Consider the following 17,142-nt stretch of genomic DNA (forward strand, 5'->3'; position numbering starts at 1 on the left):
GCGCGCCCTGCGCTGGCGCATCGGCCGCGGCGGGGCTGGTGGTATCCCGGGTGCCCGCGTCCTGCTGGCCTGCGCCGCCGCGGCGAGGATTTCCGCGCCGTCGACGGCCTGCAGCCTGGCCAATCTCACCCCCTATCTCGGGCCTCGCCCTGGGCGGTTGGCGGCAGCTGCAGCAGGCGCGCGCCCGGGCGGCGCTCGACCGCGGGCTGGCCGGCGATCTCGGTGCGGGCTGGCTGCTCTTCTCCCCGGCCGGGCAGGTGACCGCCCTGGCCGAGGGGCTGGCGGAGCGGCTCGAGGCAATGGGCCTGCCGCTGCGCGCCGACGGGCGGCTGCCCCTTCCCGAGCCCGAGGCCGTGGCGCTGCGCTTGGCGCTGGCGAAGGCCGGGGAGGGGGCGTCCCTGCCGGTGCCGGTGCTGCTGTCGCGCGCGCCGCGGGTCGAGTTGATGCTCCGGCGCGAGGCCCCGGCGGGCGAGCCGCTGCTGGTCGGCCGGCTGCGCCACGCCCTCTCGGCCCGGGCGTTGCCCCTGGCCCGGCTCACTACCGCCTTCGGCCTCAGCCGCAGCGAGGCGCGGCTCGCCGCCTGCCTCTGCGACGGGCTGAGCCTTTCGGAGGCGGCGACGGAGCTCGGCTGGACGCAGGAGACCGCGCGCAGCTGCTCCAAGCAGCTCTTCGCGCGGATGGGGGTGAGCGGCCAGCCCGGGGTGGTGCGGCGGATGCTGGCAAGCGCGGTCTGGCTGGGGTGAGCGGGGCAGGGGCTGACCGGCGGGCGGCGCGTGTCAGCCCTGTGTCGGGAGCGGGTGTTCAGGCGAAAAATCGCCGGGTCCGCGCGGCGTTGCGGAAATTCCATGCAGGCCGTGTCCCTTCGCCGGTGCCTTGTGGGATTCCGGACACGGTCATTCGCGGGGAGGGGGCGCGCGCCGGGGCTGAGTGTTTGAACTTTCCGCCCAACGCGGCGATGGTGCGCGCAACACAAGAATGGAGCGCCCCGGATCTTCGGGCAGCGGCCGCGTGCCCCCTCCCGGGCACAGGGCCGGGGACGTTCTGACAGAGGCGGAGTTCCGGAATGCCAGTTCCGACACATGGGTTGCGACGCAGCCGGACACCCAGGGGCGCGGTGCCGCTGACCATGGGGCTGTGCGCGGGGCTGGGGCTTGCCCTCACCGCGGGCCCGGCGATCCCGCAGGAAGACCCCTGGTCGCGCCCGACGCTCAACTACATGGGCGTGCCTGGGATCGTCGACATGCCGACCGCGCACCCGATGCGGGACGCGGACCTGAGCATGTCGGTCGGGACCTTCAAGGACACCATTCGCGGCACGCTGCACTTCCAGATCACACCGCGGCTGTCGGGGGTGTTCCGGTATGTGAGTTTGGATGGGTATAACAATAAAGACTATTACGACCGCAGTTTCGACCTGCGGTTCTTGCTTGCGGAGGAAGGGCGCTATTCACCTGCCGTGACTTTGGGTCTGCAGGATTTCGGTGGCACCGGCATCTATGCGGGGGAATACCTTGTCGCGACCAAAACCTTCGGTCGCCTGAGGGCGACAGGAGGCATCGGGTGGGGACGGTTCGGAAGCTACAACGGTTTCAGCAATCCGCTGGGCATCCTGAGTGATCGGTTCGAGACACGACCGGAGGGTGCCACAGGCGTCGAGCAGACAGGCCGGGTCGACTTCGGGCAATGGTTCCGGGGTGATGCGGCCCTTTTTGGCGGTCTGCAATATGCGGTCAACGATAGGCTGCTCCTCTCGGCCGAGTACTCTTCTGACGCCTATGTTTCCGAATCCGAAAGGATGGGCTTCGAGCATAACTCGCCTATCAACCTCGGCTTCAGCTACCGCCTCACCGACGGGCTCGACCTGAGCGCCGCCTATCTCTACGGCTCTACTCTCGCCGCCCAGCTCAGCTACACGTTCAACCCCAAGACCCCGACCCGCTATCCCGGTGGCGTTGGCCCCGCACCCAAGCCCGTCTTCCTGCGCCCGCCGCAGAGCGCGGTGGATCTTGGCTGGACGCAGCAGCCGGACGCTCCGGAGATCCTGCGGACTACCCTCAAGGGCCTGCTCGAGGCCGACGACATGGAGCTCGAGCGCTTCGGCGTCGAGGCGCATGTGGCGCGGGCGGAGGTGCGCACCGGCGCGCAGCAGTCCGAGGCGCAGGCGGTGGGCCGGGTCGCGCGGATTATGAGCCAACTCATGCCCGCCTCGGTGGAGCGCTTCGAGATCACCCTCGTCACCGGCACCGGCCTGCCGGTGAGCCGGATCAAGCTGAACCGCAGCGATCTCGAGGAGCTCGAATACGCCCCCGATGGCGCCTGGCAGAGCTACGCGCGCGCCGAGGTCGAGGATGCCCTGCCCGAACACGCCGGGCAGATCGTCCCGCAAGGCGCCTTCCCGAAATACGAATGGTCCCTGGCGCCCTACCTCACCTCCTCCTATTTCGACCCGCGCCAGCCGATCACCCTGACCCTCGGCGCGCAACTGCGCGGCAGCATCGAGCCGGTGCCCGGCCTGGTTCTGGAAGGCGCCGTGCGCCAGAAGCTGACCTCCAACAGCGCCGGCGTCCGGCCCTCCAATTCGATCCTGCCGCATGTGCGCACCGACAACACGCTTTACCAGGAGACCGACGATCCGACGCTCAACTACCTGACGGCGACGCAGTATTTCCGCCCCGGGCAGGATGTCTTCGCGCGCGTCACCGCCGGCTATTTCGAGCCGATGTACGGCGGCATCTCGGGCGAGGTCCTCTGGAAGCCGGTGGACAGCCGCCTCGGCCTCGGGCTCGAGGTGAACTACGCGCAGCAGCGCGAATACGACCAAGGCTTCGGCTTCATGGATTACGGTGTGGTGACCGGTCATGCCTCGGCCTATTACAAGGCGCCGAACAACTTCCATTACCAGGTCGACGCGGGGCGCTACCTCGCCAAGGACTGGGGCGCCACCTTCGGCGTCGATCGGGAGTTCGACAACGGCATCACCATCGGCGCTTTCGCCACTTTCACCGATGTCTCCTTCGACGATTTCGGCGAGGGCTCCTTCGACAAGGGTATCCGCTTCTACGTGCCGTTCTCGGCGATCACCGGCGAGCGCTCGAACGTGACGATCTCGCGGGCGCTGCGCCCGGTGCTGCGCGACGGCGGCGCGCGGCTCAACGTCGGCACCCGACTCTATGAGCAGGTACGCCAGTATCAGCAGCCCGAGCTGCAGTCACAATGGGGACGGTTCTGGCGATGAAGATGCGCGCGCTTTTCACCGGGCTTGCCCTCGCGCTGCTCGCCGGTTGCGGCAGCGATCTGAACATGGTCCGCTATCTTGCCGACCTCGGCACGGCCGTCTCGGACCTTGGCAAGCCTCAACAGGACATCCGCGGGCAGATCACCCCGCAGATGGTGGCGGCGGCGGGCCGACCGGTGCTTTTCGCCACCCTGCCGCAGCGCGGCACCCAAGTGGTCTTCGTTGAGGACACGCGGAACGGCGACAGCACCTCCTGGCTCTCGCCCTCGAACGAGGCGATCGTGTTGCAGGACGGCGTTCTGATCGCCACGCGCGCGGCCGGGGGAGACCTTATCTCGGCGGATGTGCGCGATGTGCGCGCGGCGCTGGCCGGGGCGCCGGGGCCGGCCGAGCGCATCCATCGCTATCTCGATGGCGAGAACCACCTCGTGGTGCATGCCTATATCTGCGACTACAGCCGCGCGCCGGACGTCGCCGCGGCCTATTTCGGCCAGCTCGAGGTCACCCGGGTGGACGAGCGCTGCACCGGCCCGCAGGAGAATTTCGAGAATCGCTACTGGATCGCCGCTTCCGGCGACATCGTGCGCTCGGAACAATGGGTCGGCCCGGCGGTTGGCCATCTGACCTACGAGCGGCTGAGTAATTGGGCAGATTACTGATCCCCAGGCACGGAAGATGGCGGCGGGATGACAATTCACCTTGCCCCGCGTCATTGAAATTGCCTCGGCAAAACGAATTTGCTAACGCTGCCAGTAAGTTTCTTTGGGACCGTAAGTTTCTTTAGGAGAAGAGCTATGACCATGAAGACCATGACGGGGCTTTCAGCGGCCTGCTTTCTCGCGTTCACTTCGTTTGCGAGTGCTCAGGGCATCGGCGCTGGCGGTGCGGCTGCGCAAGGCGGTGGTGCTGTCGGTAACACGCAGACCGCGGGTCTTGGCGGCGGCGGTGCCGGTGGTGGCGCGGGTGCGGGCGCAGGTGTCGGCGGTGGCGTAGGGGCCGGCGTGGGTGCCGGGGCTGGCGTCGGGGCGGGCATTGGCGGTGGCGTCGGGCTTGCCGGCCTGGGCGCCGCGGGCTTTGCCGGTATCTCGGGCACTCTCCTGGCCGCGGGCCTCGGCACGCTGGCCGTGGGCGGGATCGCCTCCATTGCCTCCGGCGGTGACAAGGGCAAGGGTAAGCCCGGCACCACGACCACGACCGGAACCTCGGGCACGAACTGAGGCGCCTGAGCGGCGGGTCGTCAATTCCGCCACAGGTTGAGACGAAATCGGGCGGACCTTTGCAGGGTCCGCCTTTTTCATGGGTTCCCGCATGGCCTGTCGGGGCAAATCCATCTAATCTGCGCGCAAGGGGCCTGACCCCGCCAGAACACAATCTTCACGAGGAAGAACATGGGCAAAAAGGCCTTGAGCAGCCTGGCCGTGACCGGCCTTCTGATGCTGGGCGGCTGCGGCGTCGCCTACCAATCGCCATCGGTGAACCCGATGAGCGCCAGCGCCTCGAAGGTGCGGGTGCTGGCGATCACCCCGGAAACCGTGCTGGCGGCGAACCGCTCGGGCTACAGCCCCAAGGAGCTGCCGGCGGTCTTCTTCGCCAATGCCGGCGGCGGCAGCACCCAGCGCGGCGCCGGGGCGGTGCCCGACCCTGTGGTGGATTACCAGCCGCGCCCTGACATGCTCGAGACCCGGGTGCCGCCGGCGGTGCCCGACGCGCCCTATACGATCGGCATCGGCGACGTGCTGCTGCTGGCCACGCCGCAGACCGGCTCGACGGTCGAGCAGTTGACCGGGCTGCTGGCTGCCTCGAACTCCCGGCAAGGCTACACCGTACAGGATGACGGGGCGATCGCGATCCCCAACGTCGGCCGCGTGCAGGTTGCTGGCACCACCCTCGAGGAAGCCGAGAACCGCCTGTTCCAGCGCCTGGTGGAGAACCAGATCGACCCGACCTTCAGCCTCGAGGTTGCCGAGTTCAACTCCAAGAAGGTCTCGATCGGTGGCGCCGTGGCGCAGCCTGCGGTGGCGCCGATCACTCTCACTCCGCTCTACCTCGACGAGGCGCTGGCGGCGGCGGGCGGGATCACCGCCGAGGATCTGGATTACGCCTCGGTACGCATCTACCGCGACGGCACGATCTACCAAATCCCGCTGCGCGAGCTCTACTCGAGCAGCCGCCTGTCACGAGTGCAGCTGACCAACGGTGACGCGGTCTTCGTTGACACCGAATACACGCTCGACCGGGCCCAGGCTTACTTCGAGGAGCGTATCCGCCTCGCCGAGTTCCGCCAGGACGCGCGCATCGCCGCGCTCAACGAGCTGAACGCCGAGGTGAACATCCGCCGCGGCGCGCTGGCCGAAGAGCGCGAGAACTACATGACCCGGCTCGAGCTCGACTCCGTCGATCGCGACTACGTCTACCTGACCGGCGAAGTGAACAAGCAGGCGCGCTACCCGCTGCCCTTCGGCCGCACCGCGACGCTGGCCGACGCGCTCTATTCCAACGACGGCGTGCCGACCCGCACCGGCAACGTGGCGGAGATCTACGTGCTGCGCGGCTCGCCCGACCCTCGCGAGTTCGGCGCGCTGACCGCCTGGCATCTCGACGGGCGCAACGCCGCCAACTTCCTGCTGGCGACGCGTTTCGAGCTGCGCCCCAATGACGTGGTCTTCGTGGCAGAGCAGCCGGTGACCCGCTGGAGCCGCGTGGTGACGCAGATCACCCCGTCGCTGATCACCTCGACCGCGGCGCAGCTGAACTGACCTTCAAAGTTCAGAGCTTCTCCAAAAGCAAACCCCTTCCGGCTGCAAAGCCGGAAGGGGTTTCTAATTTTCAGCGGCAATCAGTGAGTGGCACTTATAATAAGTGCTGCTCGCCATATTGGCGAGGCCGGTACATTCTTTCATGCCTCTTAACCTGCCAGCCCCCATCAAAAGTATACCAGAGATTGATCGCGTTGCATGTATTCAAATGAAGAAAGGGCGTAACATTATGTCGGAAGCCTCTGAGGCGTTGCTTCTAGGTGCAGCACTAAATCTTAATTCTCAGGCGTCGCTTGAGTTTACGGTCGGGAATACGAAGGAGCCCAACGCAGAGTCCAACAGCCATCCAGGCGCCAAATCCTATCATCAGGTTTGTTTGCATTAGGAATACCTCGAGTGACATGTGGATCAAAAGTAATGCAAAGACAGAAGTCGCGTAGCAACTGAGCGGGTCTCTCCTTCTTATCTTTCCGATAGATTTCCAAATGCTCACCATGAGTGCTATGAGGACTGAGAGGCCAAATATTCCAGTCTGCATGTAGACTTGAATATAGTAGCTATGCGCACTCCATTCAGATGCGTAAAGCTGAGAGAAAGTTGCGCCTGAGCCCAATCCGAACCAAGGGGATTGAGATACGTACGAAATGATAATTGGCCAAATGATCTGCCGTCCACTTACCGCATTTCTGCCAGTATAGTTTACAAAAATTTCATTGAAAACACTAATATCAAATCCAAGAATTCCAGTATAAAGAGCGATCAGTCCGAAAATTGATGCGGCTAGGGTGATCAAAATTCCATACTTGACTATAGAGGATGGTGCAAATTGACATAAGTAGTATGTGACGATTCCAACAGCGCCCAGCCCAGCAAGCGCTCTGTGGTCTAAGCTAAATGCAATCAGAGTCACGCTCATAAAAATGCAAGTACTTATCAAGTTTGCTCTCTTCGGGTTTCGAGAAACTAAGATGGCGCCAGCCGCTAGAATGGGATATGCTACTAGGCCACTAAGCGTGTTTTTTTGCTACGCCCTGTGAAATATGTCCCGCGGCGGTTACTACTAACGCCCCCCCCAATTAGAAACGTAGGAACGTTTGAGGAGCGCACCGCATCATTTGCCTTGCTGACAAAATAAAAGAATACTGCGGCGCTAATAAGTACTCCAATTGTATTTTTTACCCCAATGACTGATGGAGAAATTATTGTCCAAGTTAAATATATCGAAGTTAGCAGTATAAAGAAGAATCCAGTTGCGCCGAGAGATTTTCGCAGGCCTTGATTGTAAATCACAGAACCAGCCATCAATATGCTGGAAACTGCTAGAAGAGCGTCCGCTAAAGTTTCTGCTCCGACAGCTTTCAATGTCGAGAGTAACATGACGCCGATGAAGGTGAGAGATGTCCAGCTGAGATAGCCTAGCTGGGAGCTCATAACTTCTGCGTCAACGGACTTGCCGAGACGTTCATTCCGTGAGTTTTCGTTCAGAACTTGGATTCGGCTCCAAGTTGATGGCATATTGGCCATAATTTTTCTGTAGCTCATGCTGGAGTGTGGCCGTGAACATCTTGTACTATAAACGTTATAGCGGCGAAGTCCAAGTGACACTCGCGCGTCAGGCAAAGTGTGCGCGGCGCTCAAGTGTAGTAAGAGCAACCCATGCTGTTCGAAGGGCTATTCTCATAGACGGACAATCCCGCCGAGAACGTTGGTGGCCGGGCATTCTGACCCTCTCCGCTTTAGTGACGCTGTGTACGCTCCAATCTGCTTCAGTTGTTTTCGGGGAAGTTTCTCTCGGCCTTCCCCGGCAAGGTGGGTGCGAGCTTGCTTGGTCCGATGAATTCAACGGGCTTGATCTCAATGGAGAATATTGGGCTCATAGAGCTCTTGGCCCCAGAAAAGGAGCGTTCGTATCCGAGAAACAGGCGTTTGTCGATGGGGTCGGATATCTGGTGCTGAAGGCGGAACGTCGAAGTGGGCAGGTTCACATAGGAATGGTAGGTACCGGAGAGAAATTCCTCACGAAATACGGTTACTTTGAAACACGAGTGAAGCTTACATCATCACCTTATGTGAGGTCTGCATTTTGGTTGCAAACGCCTACCGTTGGGAGAGAAATTGGAAATCCCGTTGAGAGTGGTGTCGAGATCGATGTCTTTGAATTCATAGCCCGATCCAATCCCATTCTTTCGGATTGGACGAACCACGCCATCCACTGGGATGGATATGGGAAACACCACAAGGAGATACATAAACGCGTCCGCCCAAATTTGAGGCCAGGTACTTGGCATACTTTCGGTATGCTTTGGGCGCCGGATGGATACATATTTTATATAGATGGCCGGGTGACTTCAGAAATCTATGGCCCCGTTAGCGACGTCGAACAATATCTAATATTTAGTGTCGAGTATCTTCCACAGAAAGACATTGCAAAATCTTTGATGAGCGATGAAATGCTTGTGGATTATGTTCGCGTTTATCACAATTCTCCTAACTGCCCTAGTTGATATGGGATATGTTAATCTATTTTAGAATCCACTTATCGTGCGCTGCACATTTTGTAAGGCCGTATGCCCTTCTGCGGCTGACCTGTGAGCCGCGATTCACCCCACACAGGCGACCAGCAAGGTCGCCGGAGTAGAGTGGAAGGGGGGCATAGCCGGCCTCCTCAGCGGTGTGGTTGTTCAAAACCACTGTTGACACGTGGCTCGGTCATGACCACACAGCCCTGCTGTGTGGTGAGCTGCGTGCGTGCCCATAACCACCTGTCGGCAGTGTCGGTTCCCGATGTACTATGGGCTCGCCTTCACTAGCCACCACTTCACGATCATCGTCTGCAATTACGGCCTGAAGCAGGAATTCATCACTCCTCACTGCCCGCAGCAGAACGGCATGGTCGAGCGCTTTGTCAGGGTACTAAAGGAACAATGCGTGCGTCGGCATCGCTCCGATAGCCCTTCAGCCATCGGTGACTGGATCGCATTCTACAACAACCGCCGCTCTCATCAGGCACTTGCCATGGTCCACCCACCGAGGCATTCAGATTATCAACTTAACCTGAGCAAATTCTGCCGGGTCAAAACATCCTCATAGTTGTCTAGTTACTAGAACTCCGTGATTGCGGACCTTGCCGCGACGGCCACTGAAATTGTCGTTTTGTGGACATCCAGCCCTATGAACATGCCATCCTGCATCTGGTCTCTCCTCCATTCCTGAGGCTCGGCACCGGGCCATCCGGCGCAACCCTTAAATAGAGAATGCTGCGGGAGAGGCTGTTGCCCCAGTCAGCTCGCTCTGCGAGCATGGGGCCTAGGTTGCGCTGATCAATACGCGGCGACGAAGATTATTCAAGATTTGGGTGACGTGCCGATCCCAAGATAGGGTCTTCAGGGCCCACGTTCGCCCATCACCGGCGAGACGATCCAATTTTTCCGAATTGGTCAACAGGGATTCCAAGGCGGCGGCAATCTCTTCGGTATTCTCGCCGTTCACAATAAGACCTCTTACCCCATGCTTGACAAAGTCCTTCGGGCCGCCTGCCACCCCAGCGATTGCAGCTGCTCCGAAGGACATTGCATCGGCGATCACCAGGCCGAAGCCTTCCAGGTCCAGACCACCACTTGGCGCTGTCTGAGGGTGCAGGAAGATATCTGCTCCGCGATATAGCTTCGGGATGTCTTCGTCTTTGACATATCCTGACATCGTAACAAAGGAATGCAAGTTTAACTCGTCAATCAGCGCCGTTAGCATTTCCCGCATGGGTCCAGTGCCAGCGACGGTATAGTGAAAGTTCGTTATGCCGCGATCACGAAGAATGGCCAAGGCCCGCAGGCAACCCTGCACGTTCTTGCGTTCCACCAAGCGGGCGAATGACAAAATTCGAACGAGATCCTCTGGGTTTCGGCTCGGGCGCATGAAGTCGGTGGCTTCCTTGATGTAGGAAAGTCCGTTAAAATCTACCTCCCATTCGCCTCTTGGCTGCGCGCCGGACAGAGCGCTTTCCGCCATTTCCATGCTTGCGTTCGAAACGGTTACCAGAAGATCAGTAGTTCGGAGGACGTGAGACATCGCTGTCTTCATAATTGCGGGATAATTTAGAACTTCTCGTCCGTGGACGGTCAGTACGACCGGAGTTTTGCCCTTCCAAGGGAGGATCGCCAGGGCAGGCCGCCATGTGGTAGAGTGAAAGAAATCGAAATTTTCCTTTCGGCAGAGTTTGCCGCAAGAGATCAACATGCGGGCAAAAACAATGGGCTGCGAGGCCATGCCCAAGTTCAGGACGCTGATGGTTCCCTCGGGGTAGTTCCGTTCGTGCCAGCCCCGGCGGCCCTCCCAAGAGGTGACCACGACAGGGATGACGCCGGCCTTAAGGTAGGCCCGTGCCACGAACTCGCTATAGCTTTGCACTCCGCCGACATCCGGGGGGTAGGCCTTGGCAATGATCAGAACCTTCATGAAAGACTAATTCTCCGTTGATCTGTGCGGATATGCGCATGGGGACCCTTGGAGGCCAGCTCCGCCTTGTCACGCTTTCCGAAAGGCATTGCCGCTCAGAGGCATGATGAGGATCCCTCTTTTGCGTTGTAGGTAGAGGACTTGATACATGTACATGGCACAAAATGCAGTCGCCTGCGCAGTGGCTATGGCCAGGGTGCCATGCGGGCTCAGGAATATGGCCAGCGCTGTTTCCAGAACAACCGTTACCAACAGCCCGAGTAAGACGGCGGTGGTGTGGCCCGTCATTTTTAGTACCTCGTCGACCGGTCCACCGAAGGCTTCCCCCAGCGCACCGAAAATCAGGACGAACAGAACCCCCCACGCGGCCGCGTATTCCTCACCGAGGAGAAATAGCAGAACCGGCTTGCCGATCAGGGCCATGAGCAGCATGGCCAGCAGCGTCAGAAGAGTCGTGAAAAGGGCAATCTTACGCCCAGTGCGCTCGATGGCGGGCCAGTCGCCTTCCGCGGCGGCTGCCACGATTACGGGGCGGACGGAAAAGCGCAGGGCTGCGATCACGGCGGAGACTGCGATCAGAAGCCGCCCGGCGGTCGCAATGACCGAAGCATCTGCGGCCCCCAGAAGGGCGCCGCAGACCCATACGGGGATCCAGTAGATCATCGCCTGCAACATGCGCGACACCGCTATGACGCTCCCGGTCCGGAAAGCTGGTCCGAGATCGGCCTTTGCACGCCCGGTATGGGGCGAAAGCGCCCTGGACAAGAAGACGAGAGCGGTGACCAGCGACAAGGTGGCCGCTGTGATCGTGCAGAACATGAGCCCCGTCAGCGTCGGATCGCGCCAGAACAGCAGATAAGGCACCGATGTCATCAGCAGGTACATATTGGTCGAACTATAAAAGAAGAAAGCTCCGAGTCCGGCGGAACGTAGGGCGACTAGGGCCTGCGCCGCATAGAAGATCATGCCGTAAAGGAAGCACCAGACGGCGGTCAGAAGGACATAGTCGCCCTGCGCGCCTGTCGCGAGGAAAACGAGGCTGCCCAAGGCGCAGGCCGTCAGTGCGGTGATTGCGCTGATGATTCCGCTCTTCACGATGGCATCGTGGACCCGATCTGCCCGCTGGCGCGATAGATCCTCGCCGACACTTTTCACCAAACCGTCCGGGAGTCCAACACCAGCCAAACAGAAAACCGTAGCGACTAGCCCGAAGGAGACGAAATACTGTCCGGCCTGAGCCTGCGGCAAAGACCTCGCGACCAGAAGCACGAGTATGAACTGGATCGCGAGAGCTCCGTATCGCGCGCCTATCGCGACGATATATCGCTTCATTATTCCCTCGTTGAACTGGCGGAGGTTGTAGAGTATCAAAAGGACACGCAACACAAGGTTGCGCTTTGGTCAAGCGCGACGGGCGGTGTGGTCATGCTCGTTACAAGCAGCTGCAGGGCGTTGTCTTGATGACCAGCTTCCCCCTTCTTCCCATCATATGTTCCGGCTCTGCGCCGGAGCCCATGTCTGATATGCTTTTCCCTGCAGGGATTCGAATATGCCATGCGCCGTCGCTAAGAGCGCGAGAATGATTTCTCCGGCTTTTTGCGCCCTGGCGTCGCCGCGCTTCCACAGCACGTAGGCTACAAGGCTACCGGTCAGAAGTGGCACCAGTCCGGCAATCCCCATGACATCAAACAGCCCGAGTATTGCGCAACCACCCGACATAGCGAGGAACATTGGGCTGAACCAACGCAACAGCTTGTGGGAGGTATACTTGAAACGATCCATGCCCGACATCTCCCGCAACCGTGGCGCGAGATAACGATGCGTGTTGAAGGCACGGCAGGCAATACGGCGTTTGCGACGGTATTCGTCACGGCTGTCAGTAGTCAAACGTTCATAGGCGACCACGTCAGGCGCTGAAATCACGCGATAACCATCGAATAGAGGGCTGATCGACGCGGTGAGATCGTCTAGAAGATGTGGAGGGACCTCGGGATAATCGGCCCGGCGTCGCGCAAAAATTGCCCCGTCGGCCCCCATAGTTGATCCCGTCTGGCTTTCCAACGCCTTAATGCGTTCTTCAAGCGTCCAATAACGGTTGCCGACATCGGCCGTCGCACTGTCTGACTGGTTGAGGTAGTGTAGGTGCCCTGCCACGGTACCGATCTGTGGATCCGAAAAATAGATGCTGAGATGATCAATCGCATCCAGGTCCAGAGTGACATTGGCGTCAGTGAAAATTACGACATCTCCCGTCGCGCGAGCCACGAGTTGCCGCATACCCCAAGCCTTGCCAAGTCGTTCGGTGGCGGGCACCGCCGTCAACAGCCCTTCAGCCTCGGCGGCTTGCAACATCTCCAGCGTCCTGTCCTCCGACACGTCGGAATACCCCAAGACCTCAAGTCCCGGATAGCGAGCCTTCAGCTCTCGAATATTACCGAGCTTTTCCGGAAGCGCATTCTCCTCGTTGTATGCGCAAAAAAACCAGCGTGAAACTGGTAACAGCGTTCTCCCGCGGCGTACAGAGCGGCTGCTTGGGAAGGCGTGCGAGCAGGAATGGGTAAATCAGAAAGGGATACAGAAAAACCGCGAAACACAGGAGGCTCAAAGCGAGGAAAACCACTATCTACTTCCTTCAGTCAGACTCTCAGGACAAAAATTTCAGCGTCTACCCTTATGACATGCTGTACCCCAGTGTCCAAGAGCATATCCTCCCCTTTTTCCTCCTTGGCCGAGAACAAAGACCATTGACGCTCCGCGCCGTGCTTGACTTGATGAAATAATTAACGGATGGCTCTCAATTTTTACCGATCCACGTGCAGCATGGATGTGACCAATTTCTCATCAACAGGCATCCATAGCTCGCAGGATTTGCATAAAATGCAGGCGCGACGGGTATGGTGGATGATATTATTGCGTAATGATCTCACTTCAAATGAATGAAGAAATGGATGTGCTGTTGATGGTGAGCTCAAAACCGCCTGGATTATGGTCGTATCACAAGAGCTTGATGCGGCGCCCCCCTTCCCGACGATGCGCGATGCGCCAAGGTGGGAACGCAAAAATTCAAGATGGAAGGAGGAATGTCGGAGATTATCCGATTGGGCTGGGTCAGGCAAAGAATGTGTTTCAAGCTCCACGGAGTTGAGGTGGATGAGTGGAGATTGTCTGTGTTAATTAATTTTGTGACTTGTCAATCAAAATCACATTTATATCTGGAGTCGGTTTATATTTCCTAAATAGGTGATGATTTTATTTAAAAAATTACGTAATTTACTTTGATAATCTGATTTCATAAATTGTTCGCAAGATGTTGATTTCAGAGAAGCCGCCTGTCCATTAGAGAGGGAAGTATGGAGTGGTAATTATAGACTTCTCCCTATTTTTTTGCGCCACGGGTCTTGGAAATTTGTAAAGTTTTCGATCCGTGGCTTTATACTTCGGCGCGCCAAGGAAATCTTGTTCTTGGCTACGCCTTGCGGTGGAGTCTTCACCGGATGGTTCCAGTGCGGTTCAGTTCAGGTAGTACTTAGCCCCATAAGCGGAATAGGGCCCGTAGTTGTTGCCATAACCGTAACGCTTCATGCCGCGCGGGCTGATCTGGTTCAGAACGAGGCCGCTCACGGGCTTGCCGACGCTTTCGAACTCGCGCAGCGCGCCGATCACCTGCTCGCGCTGGGTCTGGTCCCATTTCACCACGAAGACCGTGGCATCGACGTGCTGGGCGATCACCCGCGCATCCGGCACAACCAGCACCGGCGGCGTGTCGACGATGATGATGTCGTAGCGGCTGCGCAGCTCTTTCAGGAGTTCGGCGAAGCGCACCGAGGAGAAGATGTCCGCGGCGTTGGACTGGCCCTTGTCACCGAGCAGCACGTCGGCGCCGACCAGATCGTCATGGGTGACCACCTCGTCGAAGGTTTTCGCCCCGGTCAGCACCGAGACGACGCCGTCGGTCTGCTCGGTGGTCAGATACTGGCCAAAGACTCGGCGGCGAATGTCGCCCTCGATCAGCAGCACCTTCTTGCCCATCGAAGCGAAGTTCAGCGTCAGCGACATTGCGACCGTGGTCTTGCCTTCGCCGGGCAGCGCCGAGCAGGTCATGATGACCTTGGGCGGCGTGTCGACGTTGGAAAGCATGACCGAGGTGCGCAGGTTGCGCACCGCCTCCGCCGCCGCCGAGGAGGGACGCTCTTTGAGATAGGCGATGGCATCTTTCCGGCGGCTGGCCTTGATCATCGGCAGTTGGCCGATGGTGGCGTAGCCGGTGGTGCCCTCAAGTTGCTCGGCGGTGCGGAAGGCGCGGTTGCGGGCTTCACGGATCAGCACGAAGGCGGCGCCCAGCATCAGGCCGAGAATGCCCGACATCGCCAGGATGAGCGGTTTGCGCGGCGCTGAGGCCTGCACCGGCTCCACTGCCGGCGAGATGATCCGGCTGTCCGCCTGCTGAACGCCCTGCTGAGCCGAGGTCTCCTTGAGACGCGACAGGAAGTATTCATAGAGCAGTCGGCTGGCCTCGGCCTCGCGGGAGAGCTGCTGCAAGGTGATGAGATCCTGGCTCTGCTGCTCGGTCTGCCGCTCGAGCTCCGCAAGAGAGTTCTGAAGCGCCGCGAGCTGGCTGGTGTTGCGCGTCAGCTCGGCTTGGGCGCGGGCAGAAAGCTGCTCGAAGCGCGTCCTGAAACTCTCGGCGATCGCCGGCTCGTCAACCCGCGGCAGCATGCGCTGAAGCTGCAGATCCTTGGTGGCATCCGCCTGCTGCTGCGGCGTCTGTGCAGCCTCGAGCGCGGCGACCCGGGCCCGGGCGGCATCCTGGGCGGTCTCCATGCTGGTGATCCGCTCGCGCGTGTCCTTGACTTGGATTTCGAGCCCTTCCAGCGCCTCGGGGCTGACCAGAGGTGTGCTTGCGCGGAAGTCCTTGACCTTGCCTTCAGCCTCCTCAAGCGCAACCTGCAGATCGGTGACCCGCTCGGTCAGCCAGGTCGTCGCCTGCTCGGTCGCCTCGAATTTCACCTCGAGTTGGTTGAGGATGTAGAGATCCACCAGAGCATCAGCGATTTTGGCCGATTTCGCCGCATCGGTGGTTTCGACGGTCACTTGGAAGACAAGACTTTGGGACACGTTCTTGATCGTCATGCTTGTCAGAAGCGCATCGATCGTGGCTTCACGCTGCCTCGCGTCTCCGCTGCTTTCGGTTTCCCCGGCTGGGGCCACCAAGGAGCTCAAGAAGCCTTTCAGCTGATCAATCGTACTCGGCGCCTTGAGCGAGGCGTTGAATTCGGGATCGGTAGTCAGTTCGAGTTTGTCGACAACCTTGCCAAGCAGAACCCGGCTCTTAAGCACCTCGACCTCGGTGTTGATCACTGTGGTGTCCGACCCGAGGCCACTCATGACGCTGCCCAGGTCGACGACCTGCTCTTCGCGGTTGTTGAGCATCACCACAGCGGTGGCGCGGTACATTGGCGTGGCTAGCACATAGGCGTAGAGGCCCCCGAGCAGCACCGCTGCGACGAAAGCCAAGATGATGATAACTTTGCCCCGCCACAGCGACCCGAGCAGAGCTCCAAGATCGATGACATCCTCGTCTTGAGAAACAGATGCCGCGCGCTGGCTCAGCTCAATACGTTTCATGTCGCTCAACGTGTCACTCCAAGTCTTGAGCCCGACGGCTCCCGGGAAAAGTGAGTCTCCTTTAACACGATTGACGGCAAGGTCTAACCCGATGTGCCGGTCGGCTGTTTCGCGTCAGTCGTGGGGGTTTCGGTGCATAGTTCATTTGCGCCAGCCACTTGTGAGATGTCTTTGCATTGAGGTGCTTGTGTTTGTAAATGCACGGTTTTCTCAAATATGGAAGACCTTTATGTGTTAGGAACTTGCCTAGTTCTCAGAAGGATCGATGCAGCTTTTCCCAGCGCACCAACATGGGATGACTTCGAACTAGCTGCTCATCTTTTGAGCGTAGTCTTAGGTCGTCTCTCGAAGCCTTTCCTTACAAGACAAATCTACCCTGAGTAGATTTGGTCGACCGTCATTCACCGATGATCTGCACTGCTGTGCATCAAGAATGTAATGCTAGTGTGACCTCGCACATTCGATGCACTGCTAGAATAGATAATTTCGTGAGTGCTGCAGGCGCATCTGCGAACTGAGCTCTTGAACATATCTGAGGGAGAATTTTGATCATAAATCGCATTATACGCTTCTGCGTGTGTAGCGGGGTGGATTCACAAACGAAGTGCAAATTCTGTATCAAAACAGAAGTTTGCATGGAGGATGTGGGATGGGTCGGTGTTACCTTCAGCTGAGTTTCGAGGGACGGATCAAGATTGCCAAGTGGCGTGAGGCCAAGATGCCGATCCCAGAGATCGCGGATCGACTGAGCCGCGCCCCCTCGACCATTTACCGCGATCTGAAGCGCAATCACTTCGACGGCGGCGACCTGCCCGAGTTCGCGGGATACTACGCGCTGAATGCCCAGACCATGAGCGAGAAGCGCCGCGCCCTTCACCGCAAGATGATTCAGCACCCTGAGCTCAAAGCTGCCGTCGAGCATGGTCTCAAGGCTGGCTGGTCACCGGAGCAGATCGCCGGCCGGATGCGCTTCGAAGGTCTGCCCGTGACCGTCAGCCACGAGACCATCTACGCCCATATCTATGGCCCAGAGGGTCGTGCCGAAGAGTTGGCGCGACACCTGCCCAGCCGGCG

At 59.3% G+C, this 17,142-nt stretch carries 13 protein-coding genes; 8 read left to right on the forward strand and 5 right to left on the reverse strand.

Translation table 11 applies throughout. The features are described 5' to 3' along the window. Positions 1-38: 38 nt before the first annotated feature. The 5 genes from CLG85_RS19225 (at position 39) to CLG85_RS19245 (ending at position 5,991) form a co-directional block, all read left to right on the forward strand. Positions 39-743 (forward strand): helix-turn-helix transcriptional regulator, encoded by a 705-nt coding sequence (locus CLG85_RS19225; RefSeq protein WP_260349878.1) that lies wholly within the window; start codon positions 39-41, stop codon positions 741-743. A 320-nt stretch (positions 744-1,063) separates the two neighbouring features. Further along, positions 1,064-3,235 (forward strand): YjbH domain-containing protein, encoded by a 2,172-nt coding sequence (locus CLG85_RS19230; protein ID WP_095884207.1) that lies wholly within the window; start codon positions 1,064-1,066, stop codon positions 3,233-3,235. Beyond that, positions 3,214-3,894 (forward strand): YjbF family lipoprotein, encoded by a 681-nt coding sequence (locus CLG85_RS19235; protein ID WP_095884208.1) that lies wholly within the window; start codon positions 3,214-3,216, stop codon positions 3,892-3,894. Before CLG85_RS19230 ends, CLG85_RS19235 begins: the two co-directional genes overlap by 22 nt. Positions 3,895-4,029: 135 nt before the next feature. Further along, positions 4,030-4,452 carry a hypothetical protein gene (locus CLG85_RS19240; protein ID WP_260349879.1) on the forward strand — a complete coding sequence of 141 codons (423 nt, stop codon included), beginning with the start codon at positions 4,030-4,032 and terminating at the stop codon, positions 4,450-4,452. A 171-nt stretch (positions 4,453-4,623) separates the two neighbouring features. Then, positions 4,624-5,991, forward strand: coding sequence for a polysaccharide biosynthesis/export family protein (locus CLG85_RS19245; RefSeq protein WP_176476492.1), 1,368 nt, complete (start codon positions 4,624-4,626; stop codon positions 5,989-5,991). 999 nt (positions 5,992-6,990) lie between these two features. On the opposite strand, the gene CLG85_RS19250 is transcribed toward CLG85_RS19245, so the two are convergent. Then, a complete protein-coding gene (locus CLG85_RS19250) occupies positions 6,991-7,533 on the reverse strand; it encodes a hypothetical protein (protein ID WP_260349880.1) in 543 nt (180 codons plus the stop codon). A gap of 14 nt (positions 7,534-7,547) precedes the next feature. Between CLG85_RS19250 and CLG85_RS19255 the strand changes: the two genes are divergently transcribed. Both CLG85_RS19255 and CLG85_RS27820 read left to right on the forward strand, forming a co-directional pair. After that, a complete protein-coding gene (locus CLG85_RS19255) occupies positions 7,548-8,495 on the forward strand; it encodes a glycoside hydrolase family 16 protein (RefSeq protein ID WP_176476491.1) in 948 nt (315 codons plus the stop codon). A gap of 280 nt (positions 8,496-8,775) precedes the next feature. Next, entirely contained in the window at positions 8,776-9,081 is a 306-nt protein-coding gene (locus tag CLG85_RS27820) for an integrase core domain-containing protein (RefSeq protein ID WP_141244447.1), read from the forward strand. Positions 9,082-9,297: 216 nt separating this feature from the next. Here CLG85_RS27820 and CLG85_RS19260 read toward each other — a convergent pair whose 3' ends face one another. The 4 genes from CLG85_RS19260 to CLG85_RS19275 all read right to left on the reverse strand — a co-directional run bounded on the left by CLG85_RS19260 (position 9,298) and on the right by CLG85_RS19275 (position 16,068). Next, entirely contained in the window at positions 9,298-10,443 is a 1,146-nt protein-coding gene (locus CLG85_RS19260) for a glycosyltransferase family 4 protein (protein WP_095881101.1), read from the reverse strand. A gap of 69 nt (positions 10,444-10,512) precedes the next feature. Continuing rightward, on the reverse strand, positions 10,513-11,775 hold the full coding sequence (locus tag CLG85_RS19265) for a lipopolysaccharide biosynthesis protein (protein ID WP_141244446.1): 1,263 nt from the start codon (positions 11,773-11,775) through the stop codon (positions 10,513-10,515). A gap of 153 nt (positions 11,776-11,928) precedes the next feature. Continuing rightward, positions 11,929-12,945, reverse strand: a complete 1,017-nt coding sequence (locus CLG85_RS19270; protein WP_260349883.1) for a glycosyltransferase — start codon at positions 12,943-12,945, stop codon at positions 11,929-11,931. 1,008 nt (positions 12,946-13,953) lie between these two features. Further along, positions 13,954-16,068, reverse strand: a complete 2,115-nt coding sequence (locus CLG85_RS19275; RefSeq protein ID WP_095881098.1) for a GumC family protein — start codon at positions 16,066-16,068, stop codon at positions 13,954-13,956. A 649-nt stretch (positions 16,069-16,717) separates the two neighbouring features. On the opposite strand from CLG85_RS19275, the gene CLG85_RS19280 reads away from it, so the two are divergent. Continuing rightward, on the forward strand, positions 16,718-17,142 hold a 425-nt coding region (locus tag CLG85_RS19280), incomplete at its 3' end, for a helix-turn-helix domain-containing protein (RefSeq protein WP_260349881.1).

This window comes from Alloyangia mangrovi (assembly GCF_002300555.2).
Classification (GTDB): Bacteria; Pseudomonadota; Alphaproteobacteria; order Rhodobacterales; family Rhodobacteraceae; genus Salipiger; species Salipiger mangrovi.

Bases quoted from the DNA above. Each gene is read 5' to 3' on its own strand.
- CLG85_RS19230 (WP_095884207.1), top strand. From the start codon at position 1,064: ATGCCAGTTCCGACACATGGGTTGCGACGCAGCCGGACACCCAGGGGC.
- CLG85_RS19245 (WP_176476492.1), top strand. From the start codon at position 4,624: ATGGGCAAAAAGGCCTTGAGCAGCCTGGCCGTGACCGGCCTTCTGATG.
- CLG85_RS27820 (WP_141244447.1), top strand. From the start codon at position 8,776: ATGTACTATGGGCTCGCCTTCACTAGCCACCACTTCACGATCATCGTC.
- CLG85_RS19260 (WP_095881101.1), bottom strand. From the start codon at position 10,443: ATGAAGGTTCTGATCATTGCCAAGGCCTACCCCCCGGATGTCGGCGGA.
- CLG85_RS19240 (WP_260349879.1), top strand. From the start codon at position 4,030: ATGACCATGAAGACCATGACGGGGCTTTCAGCGGCCTGCTTTCTCGCG.
- CLG85_RS19235 (WP_095884208.1), top strand. From the start codon at position 3,214: ATGGGGACGGTTCTGGCGATGAAGATGCGCGCGCTTTTCACCGGGCTT.
- CLG85_RS19265 (WP_141244446.1), bottom strand. From the start codon at position 11,775: ATGAAGCGATATATCGTCGCGATAGGCGCGCGATACGGAGCTCTCGCG.
- CLG85_RS19250 (WP_260349880.1), bottom strand. From the start codon at position 7,533: ATGAGCTACAGAAAAATTATGGCCAATATGCCATCAACTTGGAGCCGA.
- CLG85_RS19275 (WP_095881098.1), bottom strand. From the start codon at position 16,068: ATGAAACGTATTGAGCTGAGCCAGCGCGCGGCATCTGTTTCTCAAGAC.